The sequence below is a fragment of the Enterococcus sp. LJL90 genome (assembly GCF_056924355.1).
Window position 1 is genome coordinate 614,429 of sequence record NZ_JBXPBQ010000002.1, and the last position, 17,077, is coordinate 631,505.

Genomic DNA, 17,077 nt, shown 5'->3' on the forward strand with positions numbered 1-17,077 from the left:
TTTATCCACTACTCTTTTCATTTATTGAACATAAAAAACCACTGCCAGTTGATTCAAGTTGGCAGTGAAAATTTGATTACTATCTGAGTAGCTGAAATGATTCGTTTGTCAACTATATCCTAAGTAGCTACTCATGAATTCTCAAGGAAACAATTTGTTTAACATCTTTGACTGTGCTTTCACTTTGAATTTTTAACGGCAATGACTTTCCATTATGGCCAACCTTAGCATTTTTATAGATTTCTTGAGTCTCATTGGAAAGTGTCGGTAAAAGCGTCTCTGCCTCTGCTAACTCCTTATGATTTAAAGGTAGCAAGGCTAAAACATATCCATCTTGAGGATACAGGGTACAAATAGAACGACCCTTTTTCTGATATTTAATATTCCAGCCTTTCCAAATCCCCTGATCCATAGAACAACCACTGTAAGCTTTTTTCGCTTTTATTTTATAAGTATCTTGTAAATAGTGGTCTAATTCTTCAAACAGCGGATTATTGATAAAATCCTTAACTTGCAGCGGCGTTGGTTCAATATCTCTGGTATATTTTTCACTCCATAACATTTATATCTATCCTCTCTTTGCGTAAACTGCTCAACAGCATCGCACGTTCGACTAAGTTTCTCTAAACACTGTTTTATCAGATTTTTATTATGGTGGTTAGTTGTCAACATTTTTGCAGAAAGTTTGGCGTCGGTTGCGTCTCATATCCTTATCTAAGGGCTGACTTCCCCACAGCACAAACTCATTTTACAAATAACAAAAACTACCAGTTAATTATGCCCTAATTTTGTTAATATCATCTGTAATAATCCAGTCGTCCATATTTTTTTCACGGTTGTAGGTAAAAGGTTCGATTGCTTCAAGCTGTGCAATTTTGTATACTGCGAGATATTTTTTGCCAGCCCAGCGTTCGTATTGTTTTTTTGATAGATTGAGTTGGTCCTGATATTTTTCAATAAATTGAATCGATTCTTCCTTAGACATTTTTGCCGACTCGACAACTTCTGCAATGACTCCCCGATATTCAATCGTCAAATCCCCGCCGGTTTCTACAAAATAAACTGCATCCCCAACTTTCGCTCTGCCGCCTAATGGAGATTTTTTTCCTGCTGATCCACGAATAATCAGCGTCTTAGTTCCATTCAACAGTTTTTCTAACTCTTTCCCCTCTTTATTCAAATAGACTAAGTGTTCTGCTTTCCCTTCTTTTCCTTCATACCATTCAGCTTTGGTCATCAATATTTCTCCTTATAGAATATTATTATGTGATTACAACTAAGTCTCTTTAATTTTATCAGAAGCAGAGGCATAATTCTCCATTTAAAGTATTATATTGGGTAAAACTTGGGTTCTTGATTTAAAAAGGCTTTTTTACTTGTAAACTGCCCCTTTTTACAAGCAAAAACGGCAAGCAGTTTTTTAAACTTGCTCACCGTTACATGTCTAGTTATTTATTCTAATAAATCACAAAGCTGTTTTAGAAACTTTTCTTGCGTTTTTTACTTAGCAACACAACTATCACTACTAGCTGAAGCAAGATAATTCCCCCGATTAAAAACAGCCACCAAGGAATCTGAGTCTCTTCAATCATCACATCACTATTATTCAATTGCTTGGCAGTCTCCCGATTGACAGTAAAAGTCGGGCTGGCTTCCCAGCTATTTTCATTAGCTGTTGCAATTAGGTGGACTGTGTAATCCCCATTTTTAAATTCGACACCCTCCAAGGGGAGACTGTAATTAAACTGAGAATACGGGGCCACACTCATGCCCTGTTTGCTACCTGTCAAAAACTGCTCAGTATTAACGACGACTTCATGATCAATTTGCAGATTATGGAGATAGGTTCCGCTAGTATTTTCCAGGGTCAACTCAATTTGATTGCGGCCATTTTCCGTCTTGGGCTTAGCTGCTAAAATTTCTAAGTTGGGTACGACAGTTTCTTGATTATTTCTTAGTAAAAGAGCCGTTTCCCTCGAAAAAATATTTTGAATCCCGGTCGTCGCCTGACCATCCGGTATTTGTTCGAAATAAAATCCGCCGGCTAAAACACCGCTAAAATTTTCTTCAGGCATGATAATTTCAGCCGTTATGGTCCGAGCCTCATTGGGAGCCATTTGAATTTCACCTCCATCAAAGCGCACCAAATCTTCGATATCGGTTCCTAAGGCCTCAAGAGTATCCGTATGTTTCCCAGAATATTCCACGACACCTTGGCTATTGGTGATAGCTCGATTAAAAGATGAACGGAGCTTTAAGGGCTGCTCCGTTGTATTTTTAAGATCAATTGTGATCACTTCATTTGCTGATGGCGCCAGCTCTAAATTTAGATACGTTTGCTGAGGATCAATCTGACTTGTCGGCTGATTGACCGTCACTTCAAACACATTTAATGAAGCAGCCTTCACTTCGCCTTTAACCAAAAATAACGAAAGTACCATAACCAACATTGCCAACCCTTTTTTCACTACAACATCCTCTTTTCCTTTATTTATTCTACTGTGCTAGGGGAATCCGAAAAAATCCAATTTAAGGTGGTCCCATACTGAGTTGCACTTTTTTAATATTAGCAGGAACAGCTAAATCAAATCCTGCTAAAGCTAAACTTGTTTCACCTTTTCCTTCTCCAGCTGCGGCCTCTAAAATAATTAAATCTTCATTGATTGTAAGAGCATGGTTCTGATTTTCTTGTTCTGCTCCGCTCAGTTGCTGACCAATATTATTGTAAATTGAGCCCGTGCGAATTGTTAAAGCAGCATTTTCTAGAGACTGACTGTCAGCATTTTGAAATTGTGCAAGTTGATTAACTTTGACATGCCAGCCAGTTGGCGTTTCCCGATTATCACTAACAGCTACACCGCCTGTTGTGGTAGAACCTTCTTGATTTGTCGCTGTTAAGTTTTCAGCCTGTGCGGTTTGCAATGTTTGGCTACCAAAGTCAATATTTGTCGGCAATTGTGTTGTTCCGCTCTCAGGATCAGCCGGATCAAAGTTGATTCCGCCGTCTGTATAGCGGACCACTGCTTCCGTGTCAGTATCCGCATAAGCTACAGCAGGCAAAGCCACGCTGACTGCTCCGATGAGACTTAATAAAAACCACTTATTTACTTTCATTTCTTTCGCTCCTAAAATTTATTTTTAATTTATTGTGATCACTTGTTTTATGAGGTTGGTGTTTCTGATAATGTCCAGACAAGTGTTGTTTCATAACTAGTGGCATTTCTTGGTGTGTCTTTAGGAATAAAAAGTTCGGCTCGGACCAAAGGAATTGTGACTGTTCCTGCAGAATTGATTTCTTTAACAGAAAAAAGAGTCTGTTGCTCGTTAGGTTGGATTGTCAGCCCATTTTCAAAATGATGAATAATGTTGCCGTCAGAAAAATCCGTTATGACCGGACCACCGTACAGTGTCATCCTAGTATTTCTGAGTTGATTTTCCGACGTATCACTCCAATTATTTATCTGACTGACTTTCATACTCCAGTCTTTTGTGATAGTTCGCGTATCCTCCACCTGAAAGGCTCCCAAGCCTTCAGTAATATGAAAAGTCTCGTCGGCGATTGTTTGAATAGGGTGGGAACCAAAATCAAATCGTGTCGGCAACAATTCTTGTGCAAGTTCAAACCTTTCTCCTAAATAATAAATAGATGAAATTCCTGAGCTGTTTTTCAAAATGTCGATATCCAACACTTGCGATTTCACAACCGTTCCGAAAAATTCAGCATCCAAATCTGCTGCTGCATTTGGCAGGGCCTCAATTTCTGTACCCATTGTCACCGTCGTATCTCCCAGCAAAGAAGCATCGGCCAATACCCCAACTAACGAACCGCCGAGTTCTAATAATGGTAGTACCGCAGCAATGGCTCCCGTTAAAGCTAATTTGACTGGTGCCAATGCTGTGTTGATTAAAAGAGCAACAGTATTTGACACCAAGCCGCTGCCTTCAGCAGATAAAGCACCGACAGCACTGGAAAGATTTTGTAATATCCCCTTTAAATTGTCCGCTAAAATTTTGCCAATGCCATTATCCAAATTGACACTCATTACTTGATTATTTTGACTGAGGTTCAATTGCTCAGTGAAGCTTTGATTTGGTAAACTTTCCAGACTATCTAAAAGCCCCAGCTGTTGATAAACCTCATCGAGATTTAAATTGACCCCGACCAATGTACCAAAAACACCGTTGACAATATCTACTAAAACTTTTAATAAATTATCAATTGCCGAAAAAAGATTTGTCAGTAAACTAATATTCCGTAAGTCCACTGTTAAATTTGTTTCAATCACAGCATTCCCCAATGGACTTACTTCCCCTGCTAAATTAGCGGGGATTACCAAAACAGCCGTCTTAGGTCCAGTCAAAAGTGTTGAAATATTTCCAAGGCCGCCACCCCGAATTTGAAAGGTCACCTCCCTTGTTGATGTTGTCGGCCATCGATTGTCACTAGTTGTCTGACTGCTATTATCAGTGTTAACGTTTGCAAGAATTTCAATATCCGCAATCGCGGCTTCGGCCCGCTCTACGAAAAACAGTTGAGCAAAGATGGCCCCCAAAATGCTGAAAATCATTAAGCTGATTGCATAGAGCCTTTTTCTTTTGGAGGAAAAAATTTTTTCAAATCGCCGTTGAGTTTCCATGAGCGCCACCTTTGCATAACTGTTGTTTTTTTACACATCAAATTTAAAACATTTTGCTTTTATGAACAAAATTAATGCCTTTCTTTTATTAATTTTCTTTTTAAGATATTATTTCAAAGGACTGAGAGGAGCCGAAACCTCCGCTTTATACACTATTTTTTTACGATAGTAAAATAATTCTTCAATTTTTTTTATTTTTTAAACAAAAATGAGCTGAGTTATTTTTATAATAAGTTCGTTGATGTGGAGAACATTTTTTACTAGAATGAGAGCAGTTTATTCATTGCTTGTCATAGATTTCGATAGATAGTGAAGTTTACCGAGGAAAAATCTAAATTTCCTCTCATCTATTAGTCTTAATTCAAGATTTAGTTAGCAAAAAAAAGCCCACCTATTTGGCGAGCTTAAAATGAAAAAATTATTTTAATAAGATAATCGTGAAGGCTATTAATAGTGGGCTAAAAAAGTAATTGGTTTTGTAAATCCTTTTGTTTGAGCAAAGGCAAAGGACTAAAAACTAAACAACTTGAAAATCAAATTGTGAGTAAGACTACTTTTACTGAAGGCATATTATTTTGAAGGCTGCCGTATTTTTCTAATTCCATTATTGTCTACTGAATCATCAATCCAATAATAATTCAAAGCTTTTCATCATTTTCCTTGGGCTAAAAACTCCTCTGCATTCAATACTACCCTTTGCCCTAACCTTGCTTTTGCTTGGAAAGTCATACCGGCATGTTTTTTCCAGTAAAAACATTTGGAAAGTCACTAACTTCTTTACCTAAACCCTCTATCGTATCGCTCAGTCCGTAATTATTAGGATTTTTCAACCAATCCTTTAAAGCAGACATCTCATGGACAGGTGAACCAGAAACATTCATAAATAATTTACCAGAGCCAAACAACTCGAATTCTTTTTTGCCAATTAGACAGACATTTTTATTGAGACAAGTGATTAACACATCAACCTCCTGTAACAGCTCAGCTAATGGTAAATAAGTGCAACTTAGCTCTTTTTCAATCTCTGGTTTGCGGCTACGACTGTAATAGAAGAGTTCTGCTTGAAAAAAATGCAACGTATTAGTAATTAGACTGCCTAGTGTCCCCATACCGACAATTCCAATCTTTAAGCCGGTTAATTCTAAAACTTCGGTTTTCCACTGAGGGCGGTCACGTCCTTGTAAAAATTTAATCAATTCACTCATCACGTATTCTCTGACGCCTTCATCGCCATAATCTCTAACCCCTTTGACGATAATGCCACGTTTTTCAGCAGTTAAGATGTCAACATTGGCACTTTCTGGCGCATAAAGACTGCAACACATGCCTATATATTGGATATTGGGACAATGTTCAATAACATTGCCTGAAATTTCCGTTGAAAAACTGACGAAAACACCATCTGCATTGCCAATTCGCGAAATAATTTCATTATCATTTTCAGGTTGGTTATCATAAAAGATACTATCAACGGCTAGTTCTTTTAATCGACTCTCATCTTCGGGTAAAAGTCGCGTGGGTTCAATCGCAACAAGCTTCTGAAATTTCTTGTTCATCTTTTTCCTCCTAAGTCATTTATCAAGCAACGACAACAGATCTACTTTAACTAGCAATCCATATGACCAGACTCGCCATATTTTTAATAAGACTTGGATACAAACTCAGCCCTTTTAGCCACAATCAATATAAACCGACACACCTCTTGACCTTATTTTAAACAATATGAGCTTAGAATTTTCTATTTCGCTCTTACCTAGAATCTTTGTATTTTTCCCTACTTGGTAGAAGGATGCTTTCACTGATTCAGCAAACTGCTATAATTAGAAAACTATCTAGCTTCTTTAGGAACTTTAATCAATAGTGAAAAACAGCCAATGATTGCGTAGAAATAAAAGGCCCAGTCATACGAAAACGCCTCGATAAATATCCCGCTGCAAAAAACACCGACTGCTTGCCCAATCCCCAAAGCAAAAAAAGAAAAACTCACGCCGACATCTGGATTCTTTGAAAAAATTTTCGTTCCCCAAACAATAAAAAATCCAGTCAAAAGGACATAAATTCCACCAAAAAGAACTGCCGAAGTAAACAACAACAAAGAGTTTGCTAAGCTAAGCATAGAAATTGCAAGGCTCATAAGGAGAAAACTCAGGTGAAAAGACTTCTTAAGGCCAAATTCGTTGGCTATTTTCCCTGAAAATCCACCCAAAAATCCGCTGATAGCCATCACTAACCAAAAAATTAAACTCTCAGTTTCCCCGAGCAAGTTTGTTTCAGCAACATAAACTCTTGAAAAGGTCCAGTAGATTGCTGAAACAAATCCAAATAGAAATGAAGCGCTTAATAATACTAAGGCATCTTGTTTGATAAATCTAGTAAAATTTAGCTGGAATTTTTTTGGTTTGCTAACGTTTGGGATAACTAAGAAATTACTGATTAAAATCAGACTACCAAAAAAGGCCATCATAAAGTAGCTGAGGCGCCACTGATTTCTAAAAAACAGAACTAGCGGGGTAATTAAAACAAAGCCTAAGCTGGCCCCACTATTAATCCAAGTGTTCATCTGATTCTGATTTTTTTGGAGGAGCGTTTCTTTCACAATCTGTGTCCATGCAGCAGAGGCAATGCCGCCACCAAGTCCAGCAACAAACACGGCTACAAGTAACGTCTTGAATGAACTTGACAAGCCAATTGCTAACAATCCGCTTGTCGCAAAAAAACCGGCAAGTAAAGTGGCTTTTTTACTCGCAAAAAAGTCAATTAGTGGAACTGCAGCGAGCAACGAAAAAGCATAGGAAAGATAACCCGACGATCCGATTAAACCAATTTCTAAATCAGTCAGTGCTAAAGACTGAGCGATACTCGGCATAAACAAACCAGCACTCATTCGCGCTAAGGCATAGGTCAAAGCAATCATCAAACCCCCGACTGATAAGAGTTTAGCCATTTTTTAGAAACTCCCTTCGGTAAAATTCATCTAGTTGTCAGAATATTTTATTAAATTGGTATCTCCCTGTCTAAACCGATTTTCGCCATTCATAAAACTTTTTTGGTCTATTCGTTGAAAACTTCAAAGTCTCAGAGTTTCGACACTTAATAATACTTGTAATAAAGACCACCAGCTTTATGGTCCAATCTGAAAAAAAGGACATCAATTATTAATTTTTTGAAAACGCATACATTTTATAGCCTTCGATTTTTACATTCCTTTGCGGCCATGCCATAATACTTTGAGACAGAAAATTTTCCAAGATGGAGGATGCAAAATGGAAGTGAAATTTTCAGATTTACCTATCGAGTTGCAAAAGATTGCCATTTTTCCTGATGATTCTCGCTATGACGAAGTAAGGAGCAATGATTATCGAATTGGTCACCCTCAGCTGGTTTTGTTAGCTGCAACAGAAGCTGATGTGATGGCTGCAGTTCAATTTGTCGCTAAAATTAATCGTAATGTTTCTCAGAACATTCCTTTTTCTGTTAGAAGCGGTGGTCACGGTTTAACCACAACATCTGTCAATGATGATGGAATTGTTTTAGATCTCTCAAATCTCAATCACGTACATATTATGGATGAAACAAAAGGTTTGGTAAAAATTGAAGCTGGTGCCATCTGTGGTGAGGTTGCTCAGACACTCAATCCGCATCACCTAGTCATCTCCAGTGGCGACCATGGTGATACAGGCGTTGGCGGCTTAGCAGTCTCTGGCGGTTTGGGGATTGTCCTGCGTTCCTTTGGATTAACCATTGACAAAGTTATTGGTGCAACGATTGTAACTGCTGATGGTAAAAAACGCTGGCTAGATCAAGAAAATCATGCTGATTTATTTTGGGCCATCCGCGGTGGCGGCGGTCAATTTGGTGTTGTAGTCGATTTTTTATTCCAAGCAGATGTCATTGACAATCGACAATCTGATTTTGATGTTCCGATAATTGTACAAAAAATCAACTATTCTATTCAAGACCTAAAAGATTTCATTCCGGCTTGGCAGCAATGGGTCGCTGATTCATCTAGAAAATTGACTAGTATTATCTTGTTCAACCGAGGAGCTGATAACACTGTCAGCGGTCAAGTTAAAAATTTCTGGTATGGGGCTGATTCGCCTACTGCCCAAACGGTTTTCAAAAAAACCAAGGACTTAGCAAGTGTGGCCGAAGAATCTTTACAGGTGATGGAGTATGCTGATTTTGTTAAACCTGAACATGTTCCACTGGCAGGTAAAAATACTGCTTATGGCAAAAATATTTTAATCAAGGAGCTTTCAAGTGAAACCATTGATTTAATCACTCAATTACTTGATTATCCTTTTGTCTATGGTGTGGAGCTTAGAGCTTTAGGTGGTGCAGTCAATGATGTCAGCAGTGATTTCAACGCTTGGTCTAATCGTAACGCAGAGCTGTTAATCACCTTTTGGTTTAATCACGAATTCGCTGATGAGGCTCTGCCGTTGTTTGCGCCATTTGAAAAAATTGCAGAAGGCGTATATGGTGCCTATTCCAGAGATATTAGTGCTGCTGAAACTAAACGAGTTTGGTCTGAGGAAACCGCGAATAGATTACGTATGGTTAAGGCTAAATATGACCCTGATAACATGTTTACGGAAAACCGCATGGCCTAAAATATCGCTTTACCTGACGACACTAGTGAGTAAAAAAATTAAAAATTTCAAAGTATGCTTCAAAATAAAGCCAGTAACGTGACGATTTTCGTCTAGGTTACTGGCTTTTTTTGAAATTCCGAAGCATAAACTCCAACCTTTATTCTTAGCGAATTAAAAATTTTTGTGAAGTAAAACCTGATTTAACAGACTGTAGGTGTCAACAATATAAGTCTAAAATACTAGCTCTCACTCAATAGTATGGTAAGAACTAGTTACTTATTTTGAGTAGATGAAATCTGTCGTTAGTGGACTGAAATGTATCACTCAATTTAGGTTAGAGTTTATAAAGTGTGAGCCTCTTTATCTTTGATTAGTTTCAATTCTTCACTTTATATCGTAACCACAACGTTCCATCAGTTTGCTTTTCCACTTGCTTTAACGAAAAACCTATAGCATCATTCCCACTTAAATTGCCATTCTCAAAGACAGAAGGACTATCAGATGCCCCATCGGCAACAGGAGCCACCACTAAACTAACCTCATCACAAACGCCAGCTTCGATAAAGGACCAATTTAATAAGCCACCGCCACCTAACATGATGGAATCTAAGCTAAAATATTGTTGTAATTTTTCCACAGTCAGCAATGGGTCAATTTGTTCCTTACCACAAATTAGATAAGGAATTTCCAAATTCCGTAAAAAGGCTTTGTACGCATCACTGACTTTTTCTGTTAACACTTCAATAACCGTAGCGGTTGTATCCTGATACTGAAGGGTATTTTGCTGCCACCCTAATTTTCCTGAAGGGTCAATTGAAATATAGTAGATAGCCTCTTTGGTATTTACCAAATAATCCCCTTCTGGGACGGAAGAGAAAGTTTCCGGTAGCTCTGGCTCTTTATAAAAAGTAAAATTATCATCTGTTGTTTTACGACCAGACAGCCAGCCCTGATTTTTGTAAAAAGCTTGTTTGCCAAAAGCTAGTTGATAAAAATATTCACCAGCAGCTTCTCCTTCTGGCGTGCTCATATACTTTCCTGTAATCTTGCCATCAAGTGATATCAACATGTGGCAAAAAATAAATGGTTTTGTCATCGGTTTTCCTCCTATTTAAAACATTGGTCGATCGCCATCCGTATTTGGTTTTGAAATACCTAGGCTAGAAAATTGGTATAATTGAGGATGTTCAATAATCGTTACAATCAAATCCGCAATACTAGCTCTTGAAATAATTGTGCCTTTGTAAGGCTCACCCTTTTCAGTTAACTCATAGTCAATCTCAAGGTCATTATCCATATAAGCTGCCCGTAAAATTGTATAATCAATCGTGGAGTTCTCAATAATTTCCGCCGCCCGTCGAGTGTCCTCCATGACTGGTGTCCCAATCGTATCTTCTACCCATCTACCGAACTCACCAGGAACTTCATGGTATAAACCGAGCCCTGTGACATAAATTAAACGTTTGATTTGATTTTCTTCCATGGCTTTGACAATATTTTTCGCCATTGGCTCAAATTTACCCCCTAGATTTGCATAAACAATGTCTTGATTTTTCATTACTTGATTTAGCTGTTCAAAATCATTGACATCTCCTTCAATGATTGACACTCTTTTGGAAGCTAACTCACTCAAGCGTTCGCTTCTCCTCAGATATAAGGTTAAATGATCATCGGTTTCAGCTAACAATCGTTCAATAACTATTCGGGCAATTTGACCATTTGCACCAAGAATTAACACCTGTTTCATTTGGATTCCTCTTTTCTTAAATGCTCTTGTTCCTCTGTTTTAAAAAGTTCAAACAAATTACTGTCTGCTTCCTCAGCGTAAACCGCAATTTTTTCATTAATAATTGCTAAGTTTTTTTGATAACTCTCAATTTTTTCTATGACTTCAGCCCGATGTTTCACTAAAATTTCTAATAATACTTCAGGATTATAATCTGTTTGTTTGCGCAACTGAGTGTATGTTTTCATATCAACAATTGACATTCCAGTCTCTTTCAGATGAATCAGAAATTCTAACCATAAACGATCTTCCTCAGAATAGTAGCGGATATTGCGATTGCCTTTTCTGGGAATAATTAACTCTTCCTTTTCGTAATAACGCAACGTATGGACACTTAATCCTAATAATTTAGACAACTCACCAATTTGATATTCTCTCTCTGCCATCAGCTTTCCTCCAGTTGGCAGTGAATTAGCTGCCAAGTAATTTATTTCGTTAAATTCTCTTTGAAAAACTCTGTCAATTTATTAAATGGAATCAAGTCTAGTTTATCATAGAGATCTACATGGCCTGCATTCGGAACAATATACAATTCCTTTGGATCATTGGCTTGTGCATAGACATCCTCACTAAAAAATCTTGAATGGGCATTTTCCCCCATCACTAATAAGATGGGTCTTGGCGAGATTGCTTGCAAATTCGAAAGAATCGGAAAATACATCATCGACATAGTACTTGTTACTGTAAATTGTGTGATTGAATTCGGATGGTAACCTCTTGGTGTCGAATAAAATTCGCCAAACTCTCGTCCGATTGGATCTGTCGTATCATCAAAGCCAATTGCTGCACCTCGTGGTCCCAGTTTTGGTTGATTAGTTTCAAAATCAATGTAGCGTTGAGCTGCCAATTCTGCCAGTTGTTGATTTCGTTCTTCTAATGACAGTCCTTCGCCTTGTTGCGCTCTGGAAATATCATACATGCTGATTGTTGCAACAGCTTTAATTCGGACATCTACTTGAGCGGCACTTAAAGCGAAACCACCACTACCACAAATGCCAATCACACCGATTTGGTCACGATTTACAAACGCTCTTGTTCCAATAAAATCAACTGCCGCACTAAAGTCCTCAACAAAAATATCTGCCGAAGAAACATGACGGGGTTCGCCGCCACTGTAGCCGTTAAAAGACGGATCAAAGGTCAGCACAATAAATCCTTGTTGAGCTAATTGATTGGCATATACTCCTGGACCTTGTTCTTTGACTCCTCCATATGGGGCTCCAATAATAATTGCCGGATTTTTTTCATTTAAGTCAGTATCAGCTCCGTAGTATACATCTCCAGCAATTTCAATTCCATAGCGATTTTTATACTTCACATTTGTTCTTTCGACATTTTTTGCTAGCTCAAAAATATAATTTCCATATTCAGCCATGTTTCATTCCCCTTTTAATAGTTATTTTGTCGCTTGTTAAAGTTACTTTACCTAATAGAGTTAACTCTATGTCAATAGCTAAAAAAATTTTATTAAAAAAGTGAACAAACCATTTGATTTGTTCACTTCGTTGATTATCAAGCTACTGTAACTGATTCAGGAACCGCTAATTTGTCACTTGAGAGATTTTCACCATTACTCTCAATCACTTGTTTGTACCAATAAAAGGATTTTTTCTTGGTCCGAGCCAAAGTTCCATTCCCCTCATCATCACGATCAACGTGAATAAAGCCATAGCGTTTGCTCATTTGTCCGGTGGAAGCGGCAATTAAATCAATACACCCCCAAGTTGTGTAGCCCAATAATTCAACGCCATCAATGTCAACTGCATCGGTGAAAGCCTTGATGTGTTTGCGGATATAATCAATTCGATATTCATCATCGATAAAACCATTTTCATCAGGCGTATCAATTGCACCTAAGCCATTTTCCACAATAAACAACGGCTTTTGATAGCGGTCATACATTTGATTCAGAGAATTTCTTAGTCCTAAGGGATCAATCTGCCAGCCCCATTCGCTAGATTCCAAGTTAGGATTTTTGATGGTACCAAAAATATTTCCAGTGGTGTGTTCATAATCTTCTGCGTGGGCAGAAACTGTTCGAGAAGAATAGTAAGAAAACGAAACGAAATCTACCGGCGCTGAAGCTAAAATGCCAGCATCCTCCTCTTCCATTACAATGGTCAACCCTTCACGTTCAAATTTTTTCAAGGCATAGTTGGGATATTTACCGCGAGCTTGCACGTCAATAAAGAAATAGCCTTCACGATCACGATTAATTGCTTCTTGATAATCTTCTGGACGGCAAGTATAAGGATAATTATTGCCACCCGCTAACATACAGCCCACCATATTATTTGGATCAACTTCATGGGCGATTTTTGTCGCCATGGCACTGGCGACCAATTGATGATGTGCCGCTTGATACTTGACCTCTTCTTTATTATCATCTTCAGAGAAGACAATACCTGCCCCAACAAAAGGCTGATGCAACAAAATATTAATCTCATTGATTGTGAGCCAGTACTTGACCAAGTTACTATAGCGTGTCAATACAGTTTTCGCGTATTTCACGTAAAACTCAATCATTTTACGATTACGCCACGAACCATATTCCTTAATTAAATTTAGAGGTACATCAAAATGGGCAATCGTAACTAAAGGTTCAATCTGATATTTCTTGAGTTCTTTAAAAATATTTTCATAAAACCGTAACCCTTCTTCATTCGGTTCAGCATCATCTCCGTTGGGAAAAATTCGTGACCAAGATAAAGACATGCGGTACACTTTAAAGCCCATTTCCGCAAATAGCTTGATATCCTCCATATATCGGTCATACATATCAATTGCTACCTTTGCTGGGTAAAAATAATTGTCTTGCCATTCCAGCATTGGCAGAGTCCCGTCTGCAACTTTTTTCCGATCTGGTCCACACGGCATCATATCAATATTGGCTAATCCACGGCCACCTAATAAAGCACCGCCTTCAGCTTGATTGGCGGCTGTTGCACCGCCCCATAAAAAATCTTTTGGTAAAGTCATCAGATAGTCTCCTTTAGTTTTTCTTTGTTAAACTTCGATGGTCAACATGATTTGGTTCAAATCTTTATTACCACAATCCTCGTGGGCCACTGTTTTGAACTCATTGGTGTTCGTCACCACAACTGGAATTTGGGTAACATAGCCTGCTTCCCGTAATTTTTCTAAGTCAAACGTCAACAAAGTTTGACCACGAACAACTTTGTCACCTTGACTGACCTGTGCTTCAAAATATTTTCCGTTTAACTCAACAGTATTTAACCCAACATGAATCAGCAGCTCTACCCCTGTCTCACTCCGTAGACCAATCGCATGTTTTGTTGGAAACAAAGAGACGACTTCGCCATCAAAGGGTGCCACAACTTTTCCTTCGGTTGGTTCAAAGGCAACACCATTTCCTAACATACCGGTAGAAAAGGCTTCATCTTTTACTTCCGCCAATGGCATCATTTCACCATTAATGGGACTGTAGATAGTAATTTCTGACATTTCAATAACAGAATCTGTCGTTTTTTCAGAGTCGTCATTTGCTTTTTTCTCAAAATATTTTCCTAAAACAAAGGTTAAAACTGCGGTAGCAACCGCTGTAATCAAAATCGCAATCAAAATATTCACTACATTAGAAATATCTTCACCAATGTATAATGGAATTGCGGGTAAACCAGAAGAGCCTGTCGCAAACCTTGAAGCACCACTTAAGCCGGCATACAGACCACCAAGCCCACCACCAATCATGGAAGCAATCAACGGATATCTTTTTGGCAAAGAGACACCATATAAAGCTGGTTCAGTAATACCCATCAACGCAGTGATTCCTGAAGACAAAGCAACTTGTTTTTCTCCTTGAACTTTTGTCCGCATACTAACAACAAGAGTTGCCACACCTGTTGCAATGTTTGACACCATTGCTCCAGGTCCAAAAATATTTGCATACCCAACAGAAGTTAATTGAATAACATCTAATGGGCCAATACTTGTATGAATACCAAACATTACCATAACTGGTAACAATGTTCCGACAATTACAGCAGGTGCCCAAGGAGCCACTGCTCGAATTGCATTGAAGGCGACAGCGATTAATTCTCCAACATAAGATCCTAGAGGCCCAACAGCAACTAAAGCAATAATTCCTGTTACGAAAATAGTCAACATAGGTACAAAAACGATTTTAACTGCATTGGGAATAATTTTATTTAAAAATTTCTCAATATAGGATTGGACAATGACAATCAATAAAATCGGAATAACGCTAGCGCCATAACCAACTAGACGGACAGGCATTGAGAACAATTCAACTGCATCACCATTAGCAATCAACGCCGCAAAATTTGGGTGAAGTAAAATACCAGCTAGAGCCATTGCCAGATAAGGATTACATTTTAATTTTCTGGCTGCTGTACTGGCTAAGAAAAATGGCAGGAAATAAAAAACTGCATCCGCCATAAAATTAACGATATAGTACGTTTGACTTTCATTAGAAACTAAATTGAATAAAACCAATAAGGCCAACAATGCTTTAATCATCCCAGCACCAGCCATTGCTGGAATAATTGGACTAAACGAAGTCGAGATAAATTCAACTGCTGTTGAGAAAATATTTTTCTTTTTAGCAGATGGAGTATCATTCGTTTCAACGACATCCCCGAGCAACTGACTGACTTCTTCATAGACCTCGCTGACATGGGGACCAATTACTACTTGAAATTGACCACCGCTGTTAATAACTCCAGCTACTCCGGATAGTTTTTCCAACTCACTTTTGTTCGCTTGATTATCATCTTTTAAATCAAAGCGTAATCGTGTTTGACAATGGATTAGATTGCTCACATTTTCTTTGCCGCCAACATTTTTCATTATTTCCTCAGCTAATTGATGATATTTTTCAGCCATGGGATTCACTCCTCGTGTGTTTGATGAGTTAAGTATAGATAGACTGGTATCCGCTTACAATCAATTGAAAGCTTTCTGGTTCATAGTTTCATAAAAAACTGCATTCACCCTGTTCAAGTGAAACAAACTGAAACGCTCTCTTATGGTAAAATAGAAACAAATTTTATTTGGAGTGATAATCCATGGCTTTATTACAAAGAATTGAAGAATATACTTTACAGCAAAGAGACTCAAAACAGCTCATTGCAGAAATGATTTTAGAAAATAAAAAAGAAATTCAACACTTGTCGATGGAGGAAATTGCAAAACGCTCCTTCACCTCAAAATCGGCTTTAGTCCGCTTTGGTAAGTCCTTAGGCTTTGAGGGATGGAAAGATTTTTATAAAGAGCTGATTGCCGAAATCCATTACGAACAAGTCCATTTTTCTGATGTCGATCCTAATATTCCCTTTGATAAATCAGATACCTATTTGGAAACTGCCCAAAAGATTGCGACCATTCAGATGGAGAGCATCCAGGACACAGTTGATAAGTTAGATGAGTCCACTTTAGAAGCCGCCGTCACTATTTTGCGAAATGCGACAAGAATTGTGGTTTTTGGTATAAGTCCCAATAACTTATTAGGAGATATTTTCCGAAGAAAGATGGCAAGTATTGGGAAATCTATTGAAATTGCCCAAAGCGGTGAATTTGGAATGGTTTCTCGATCACTAACAAAAAAAGATGCCGCCATCTTTATCTCATATTCTGGGAATGATTCATCCCGAGAACCATTAAAGTTCGTTGGCAGTCTAAAAGCCAATAATGTCCCACTAATTGGCATCACAAGTGATGGTGGCCAGTATCTTATTAGAGAAATAGAAACCGTACTATTTATCTCAACTAGAGAACGGCTCTACAAAAAAATCAGCAACTTCTCTTCAGAAGAATCTATTTTATTTATTCTAAATATATTGTTTGCCAGCTATTTTTCAAGAGATTATCTTAGAAATTATAATTATAAAGTGGAAAATTCACGGAATCTTGAAGGAACACGCAAGGTTGGTCAAAAAGAATTAAAAGATTGAGTTGTCATCAGTTCATTTTGAAAAACTATCAGGTTTATACTTTATCCTATAAATACTCAATGAAACCTTAATAAAAAAAACACTACCAGCTAAAGCAAGTTGGTAATGTTAATAATTTGAGTAGAT

Annotated in this window: 15 protein-coding genes; 2 read left to right on the forward strand and 13 right to left on the reverse strand. The window is 38.0% G+C overall.

All coding sequences use genetic code 11. The features are described 5' to 3' along the window. Positions 1 to 127: 127 nt before the first annotated feature. From AC1Z3S_RS07860 to AC1Z3S_RS07890, 7 genes are all read right to left on the reverse strand, one after another. Positions 128 to 562, reverse strand: a complete 435-nt coding sequence (locus AC1Z3S_RS07860) for a DUF3788 domain-containing protein (RefSeq protein ID WP_461739894.1) — start codon at positions 560 to 562, stop codon at positions 128 to 130. Positions 563 to 775: 213 nt separating this feature from the next. After that, positions 776 to 1,237, reverse strand: coding sequence for a hypothetical protein (locus AC1Z3S_RS07865; RefSeq protein ID WP_461739895.1), 462 nt, complete (start codon positions 1,235 to 1,237; stop codon positions 776 to 778). Between the two features lie 241 nt (positions 1,238 to 1,478). After that, the gene (locus tag AC1Z3S_RS07870) at positions 1,479 to 2,468 is read right to left on the reverse strand and encodes a WxLIP family cell surface protein (RefSeq protein WP_461739896.1); all 990 of its coding nucleotides are present in this window, start codon (positions 2,466 to 2,468) and stop codon (positions 1,479 to 1,481) included. 61 nt (positions 2,469 to 2,529) lie between these two features. Beyond that, positions 2,530 to 3,114 carry a WxL domain-containing protein gene (locus AC1Z3S_RS07875; protein ID WP_461739897.1) on the reverse strand — a complete coding sequence of 195 codons (585 nt, stop codon included), beginning with the start codon at positions 3,112 to 3,114 and terminating at the stop codon, positions 2,530 to 2,532. Positions 3,115 to 3,161: 47 nt separating this feature from the next. After that, the gene (locus AC1Z3S_RS07880) at positions 3,162 to 4,637 is read right to left on the reverse strand and encodes an adhesive domain-containing protein (protein ID WP_461739898.1); all 1,476 of its coding nucleotides are present in this window, start codon (positions 4,635 to 4,637) and stop codon (positions 3,162 to 3,164) included. 725 nt (positions 4,638 to 5,362) lie between these two features. Further along, entirely contained in the window at positions 5,363 to 6,193 is an 831-nt protein-coding gene (locus AC1Z3S_RS07885) for an NAD(P)-dependent oxidoreductase (RefSeq protein ID WP_461739899.1), read from the reverse strand. Between the two features lie 272 nt (positions 6,194 to 6,465). After that, positions 6,466 to 7,581 carry an MFS transporter gene (locus AC1Z3S_RS07890; RefSeq protein ID WP_461739900.1) on the reverse strand — a complete coding sequence of 372 codons (1,116 nt, stop codon included), beginning with the start codon at positions 7,579 to 7,581 and terminating at the stop codon, positions 6,466 to 6,468. Between the two features lie 319 nt (positions 7,582 to 7,900). On the opposite strand from AC1Z3S_RS07890, the gene AC1Z3S_RS07895 reads away from it, so the two are divergent. Continuing rightward, positions 7,901 to 9,250 (forward strand): FAD-dependent oxidoreductase, encoded by a 1,350-nt coding sequence (locus AC1Z3S_RS07895; protein ID WP_461739901.1) that lies wholly within the window; start codon positions 7,901 to 7,903, stop codon positions 9,248 to 9,250. A 358-nt stretch (positions 9,251 to 9,608) separates the two neighbouring features. On the opposite strand, the gene AC1Z3S_RS07900 is transcribed toward AC1Z3S_RS07895, so the two are convergent. From AC1Z3S_RS07900 to AC1Z3S_RS07925, 6 genes are all read right to left on the reverse strand, one after another. Continuing rightward, the gene (locus AC1Z3S_RS07900) at positions 9,609 to 10,328 is read right to left on the reverse strand and encodes a dihydrofolate reductase family protein (RefSeq protein ID WP_461739902.1); all 720 of its coding nucleotides are present in this window, start codon (positions 10,326 to 10,328) and stop codon (positions 9,609 to 9,611) included. Between the two features lie 15 nt (positions 10,329 to 10,343). Next, positions 10,344 to 10,979 (reverse strand): NAD(P)H-binding protein, encoded by a 636-nt coding sequence (locus tag AC1Z3S_RS07905; RefSeq protein WP_461739903.1) that lies wholly within the window; start codon positions 10,977 to 10,979, stop codon positions 10,344 to 10,346. Then, entirely contained in the window at positions 10,976 to 11,404 is a 429-nt protein-coding gene (locus AC1Z3S_RS07910) for a MerR family transcriptional regulator (protein WP_461739904.1), read from the reverse strand. The genes AC1Z3S_RS07905 and AC1Z3S_RS07910 overlap by 4 nt, the downstream gene beginning before the upstream one ends. Positions 11,405 to 11,445: 41 nt before the next feature. Beyond that, positions 11,446 to 12,393 carry an alpha/beta hydrolase gene (locus AC1Z3S_RS07915; protein WP_461739905.1) on the reverse strand — a complete coding sequence of 316 codons (948 nt, stop codon included), beginning with the start codon at positions 12,391 to 12,393 and terminating at the stop codon, positions 11,446 to 11,448. 137 nt (positions 12,394 to 12,530) lie between these two features. Further along, positions 12,531 to 13,997 carry a 6-phospho-beta-glucosidase gene (locus tag AC1Z3S_RS07920; protein ID WP_461739906.1) on the reverse strand — a complete coding sequence of 489 codons (1,467 nt, stop codon included), beginning with the start codon at positions 13,995 to 13,997 and terminating at the stop codon, positions 12,531 to 12,533. Positions 13,998 to 14,024: 27 nt separating this feature from the next. Next, the gene (locus AC1Z3S_RS07925; protein WP_461739907.1) at positions 14,025 to 15,884 is read right to left on the reverse strand and encodes a beta-glucoside-specific PTS transporter subunit IIABC; all 1,860 of its coding nucleotides are present in this window, start codon (positions 15,882 to 15,884) and stop codon (positions 14,025 to 14,027) included. Between the two features lie 182 nt (positions 15,885 to 16,066). Here AC1Z3S_RS07925 and AC1Z3S_RS07930 point away from each other — a divergent pair, with 182 nt between their 5' ends. Beyond that, positions 16,067 to 16,951, forward strand: a complete 885-nt coding sequence (locus AC1Z3S_RS07930; RefSeq protein ID WP_461739908.1) for a MurR/RpiR family transcriptional regulator — start codon at positions 16,067 to 16,069, stop codon at positions 16,949 to 16,951. The last annotated feature ends 126 nt before the right edge of the window (positions 16,952 to 17,077 follow it).

What these genes read in the sequence shown, in the direction of transcription:
- AC1Z3S_RS07860 (WP_461739894.1), bottom strand. Translation starts at nt 562, where the DNA reads ATGTTATGGAGTGAAAAATATACCAGAGATATTGAACCAACGCCGCTG.
- AC1Z3S_RS07865 (WP_461739895.1), bottom strand. Translation starts at nt 1,237, where the DNA reads ATGACCAAAGCTGAATGGTATGAAGGAAAAGAAGGGAAAGCAGAACAC.
- AC1Z3S_RS07875 (WP_461739897.1), bottom strand. Translation starts at nt 3,114, where the DNA reads ATGAAAGTAAATAAGTGGTTTTTATTAAGTCTCATCGGAGCAGTCAGC.
- AC1Z3S_RS07880 (WP_461739898.1), bottom strand. Translation starts at nt 4,637, where the DNA reads ATGGAAACTCAACGGCGATTTGAAAAAATTTTTTCCTCCAAAAGAAAA.
- AC1Z3S_RS07885 (WP_461739899.1), bottom strand. Translation starts at nt 6,193, where the DNA reads ATGAACAAGAAATTTCAGAAGCTTGTTGCGATTGAACCCACGCGACTT.
- AC1Z3S_RS07890 (WP_461739900.1), bottom strand. Translation starts at nt 7,581, where the DNA reads ATGGCTAAACTCTTATCAGTCGGGGGTTTGATGATTGCTTTGACCTAT.
- AC1Z3S_RS07895 (WP_461739901.1), top strand. Translation starts at nt 7,901, where the DNA reads ATGGAAGTGAAATTTTCAGATTTACCTATCGAGTTGCAAAAGATTGCC.
- AC1Z3S_RS07900 (WP_461739902.1), bottom strand. Translation starts at nt 10,328, where the DNA reads ATGACAAAACCATTTATTTTTTGCCACATGTTGATATCACTTGATGGC.
- AC1Z3S_RS07905 (WP_461739903.1), bottom strand. Translation starts at nt 10,979, where the DNA reads ATGAAACAGGTGTTAATTCTTGGTGCAAATGGTCAAATTGCCCGAATA.
- AC1Z3S_RS07910 (WP_461739904.1), bottom strand. Translation starts at nt 11,404, where the DNA reads ATGGCAGAGAGAGAATATCAAATTGGTGAGTTGTCTAAATTATTAGGA.
- AC1Z3S_RS07915 (WP_461739905.1), bottom strand. Translation starts at nt 12,393, where the DNA reads ATGGCTGAATATGGAAATTATATTTTTGAGCTAGCAAAAAATGTCGAA.
- AC1Z3S_RS07920 (WP_461739906.1), bottom strand. Translation starts at nt 13,997, where the DNA reads ATGACTTTACCAAAAGATTTTTTATGGGGCGGTGCAACAGCCGCCAAT.
- AC1Z3S_RS07925 (WP_461739907.1), bottom strand. Translation starts at nt 15,884, where the DNA reads ATGGCTGAAAAATATCATCAATTAGCTGAGGAAATAATGAAAAATGTT.
- AC1Z3S_RS07930 (WP_461739908.1), top strand. Translation starts at nt 16,067, where the DNA reads ATGGCTTTATTACAAAGAATTGAAGAATATACTTTACAGCAAAGAGAC.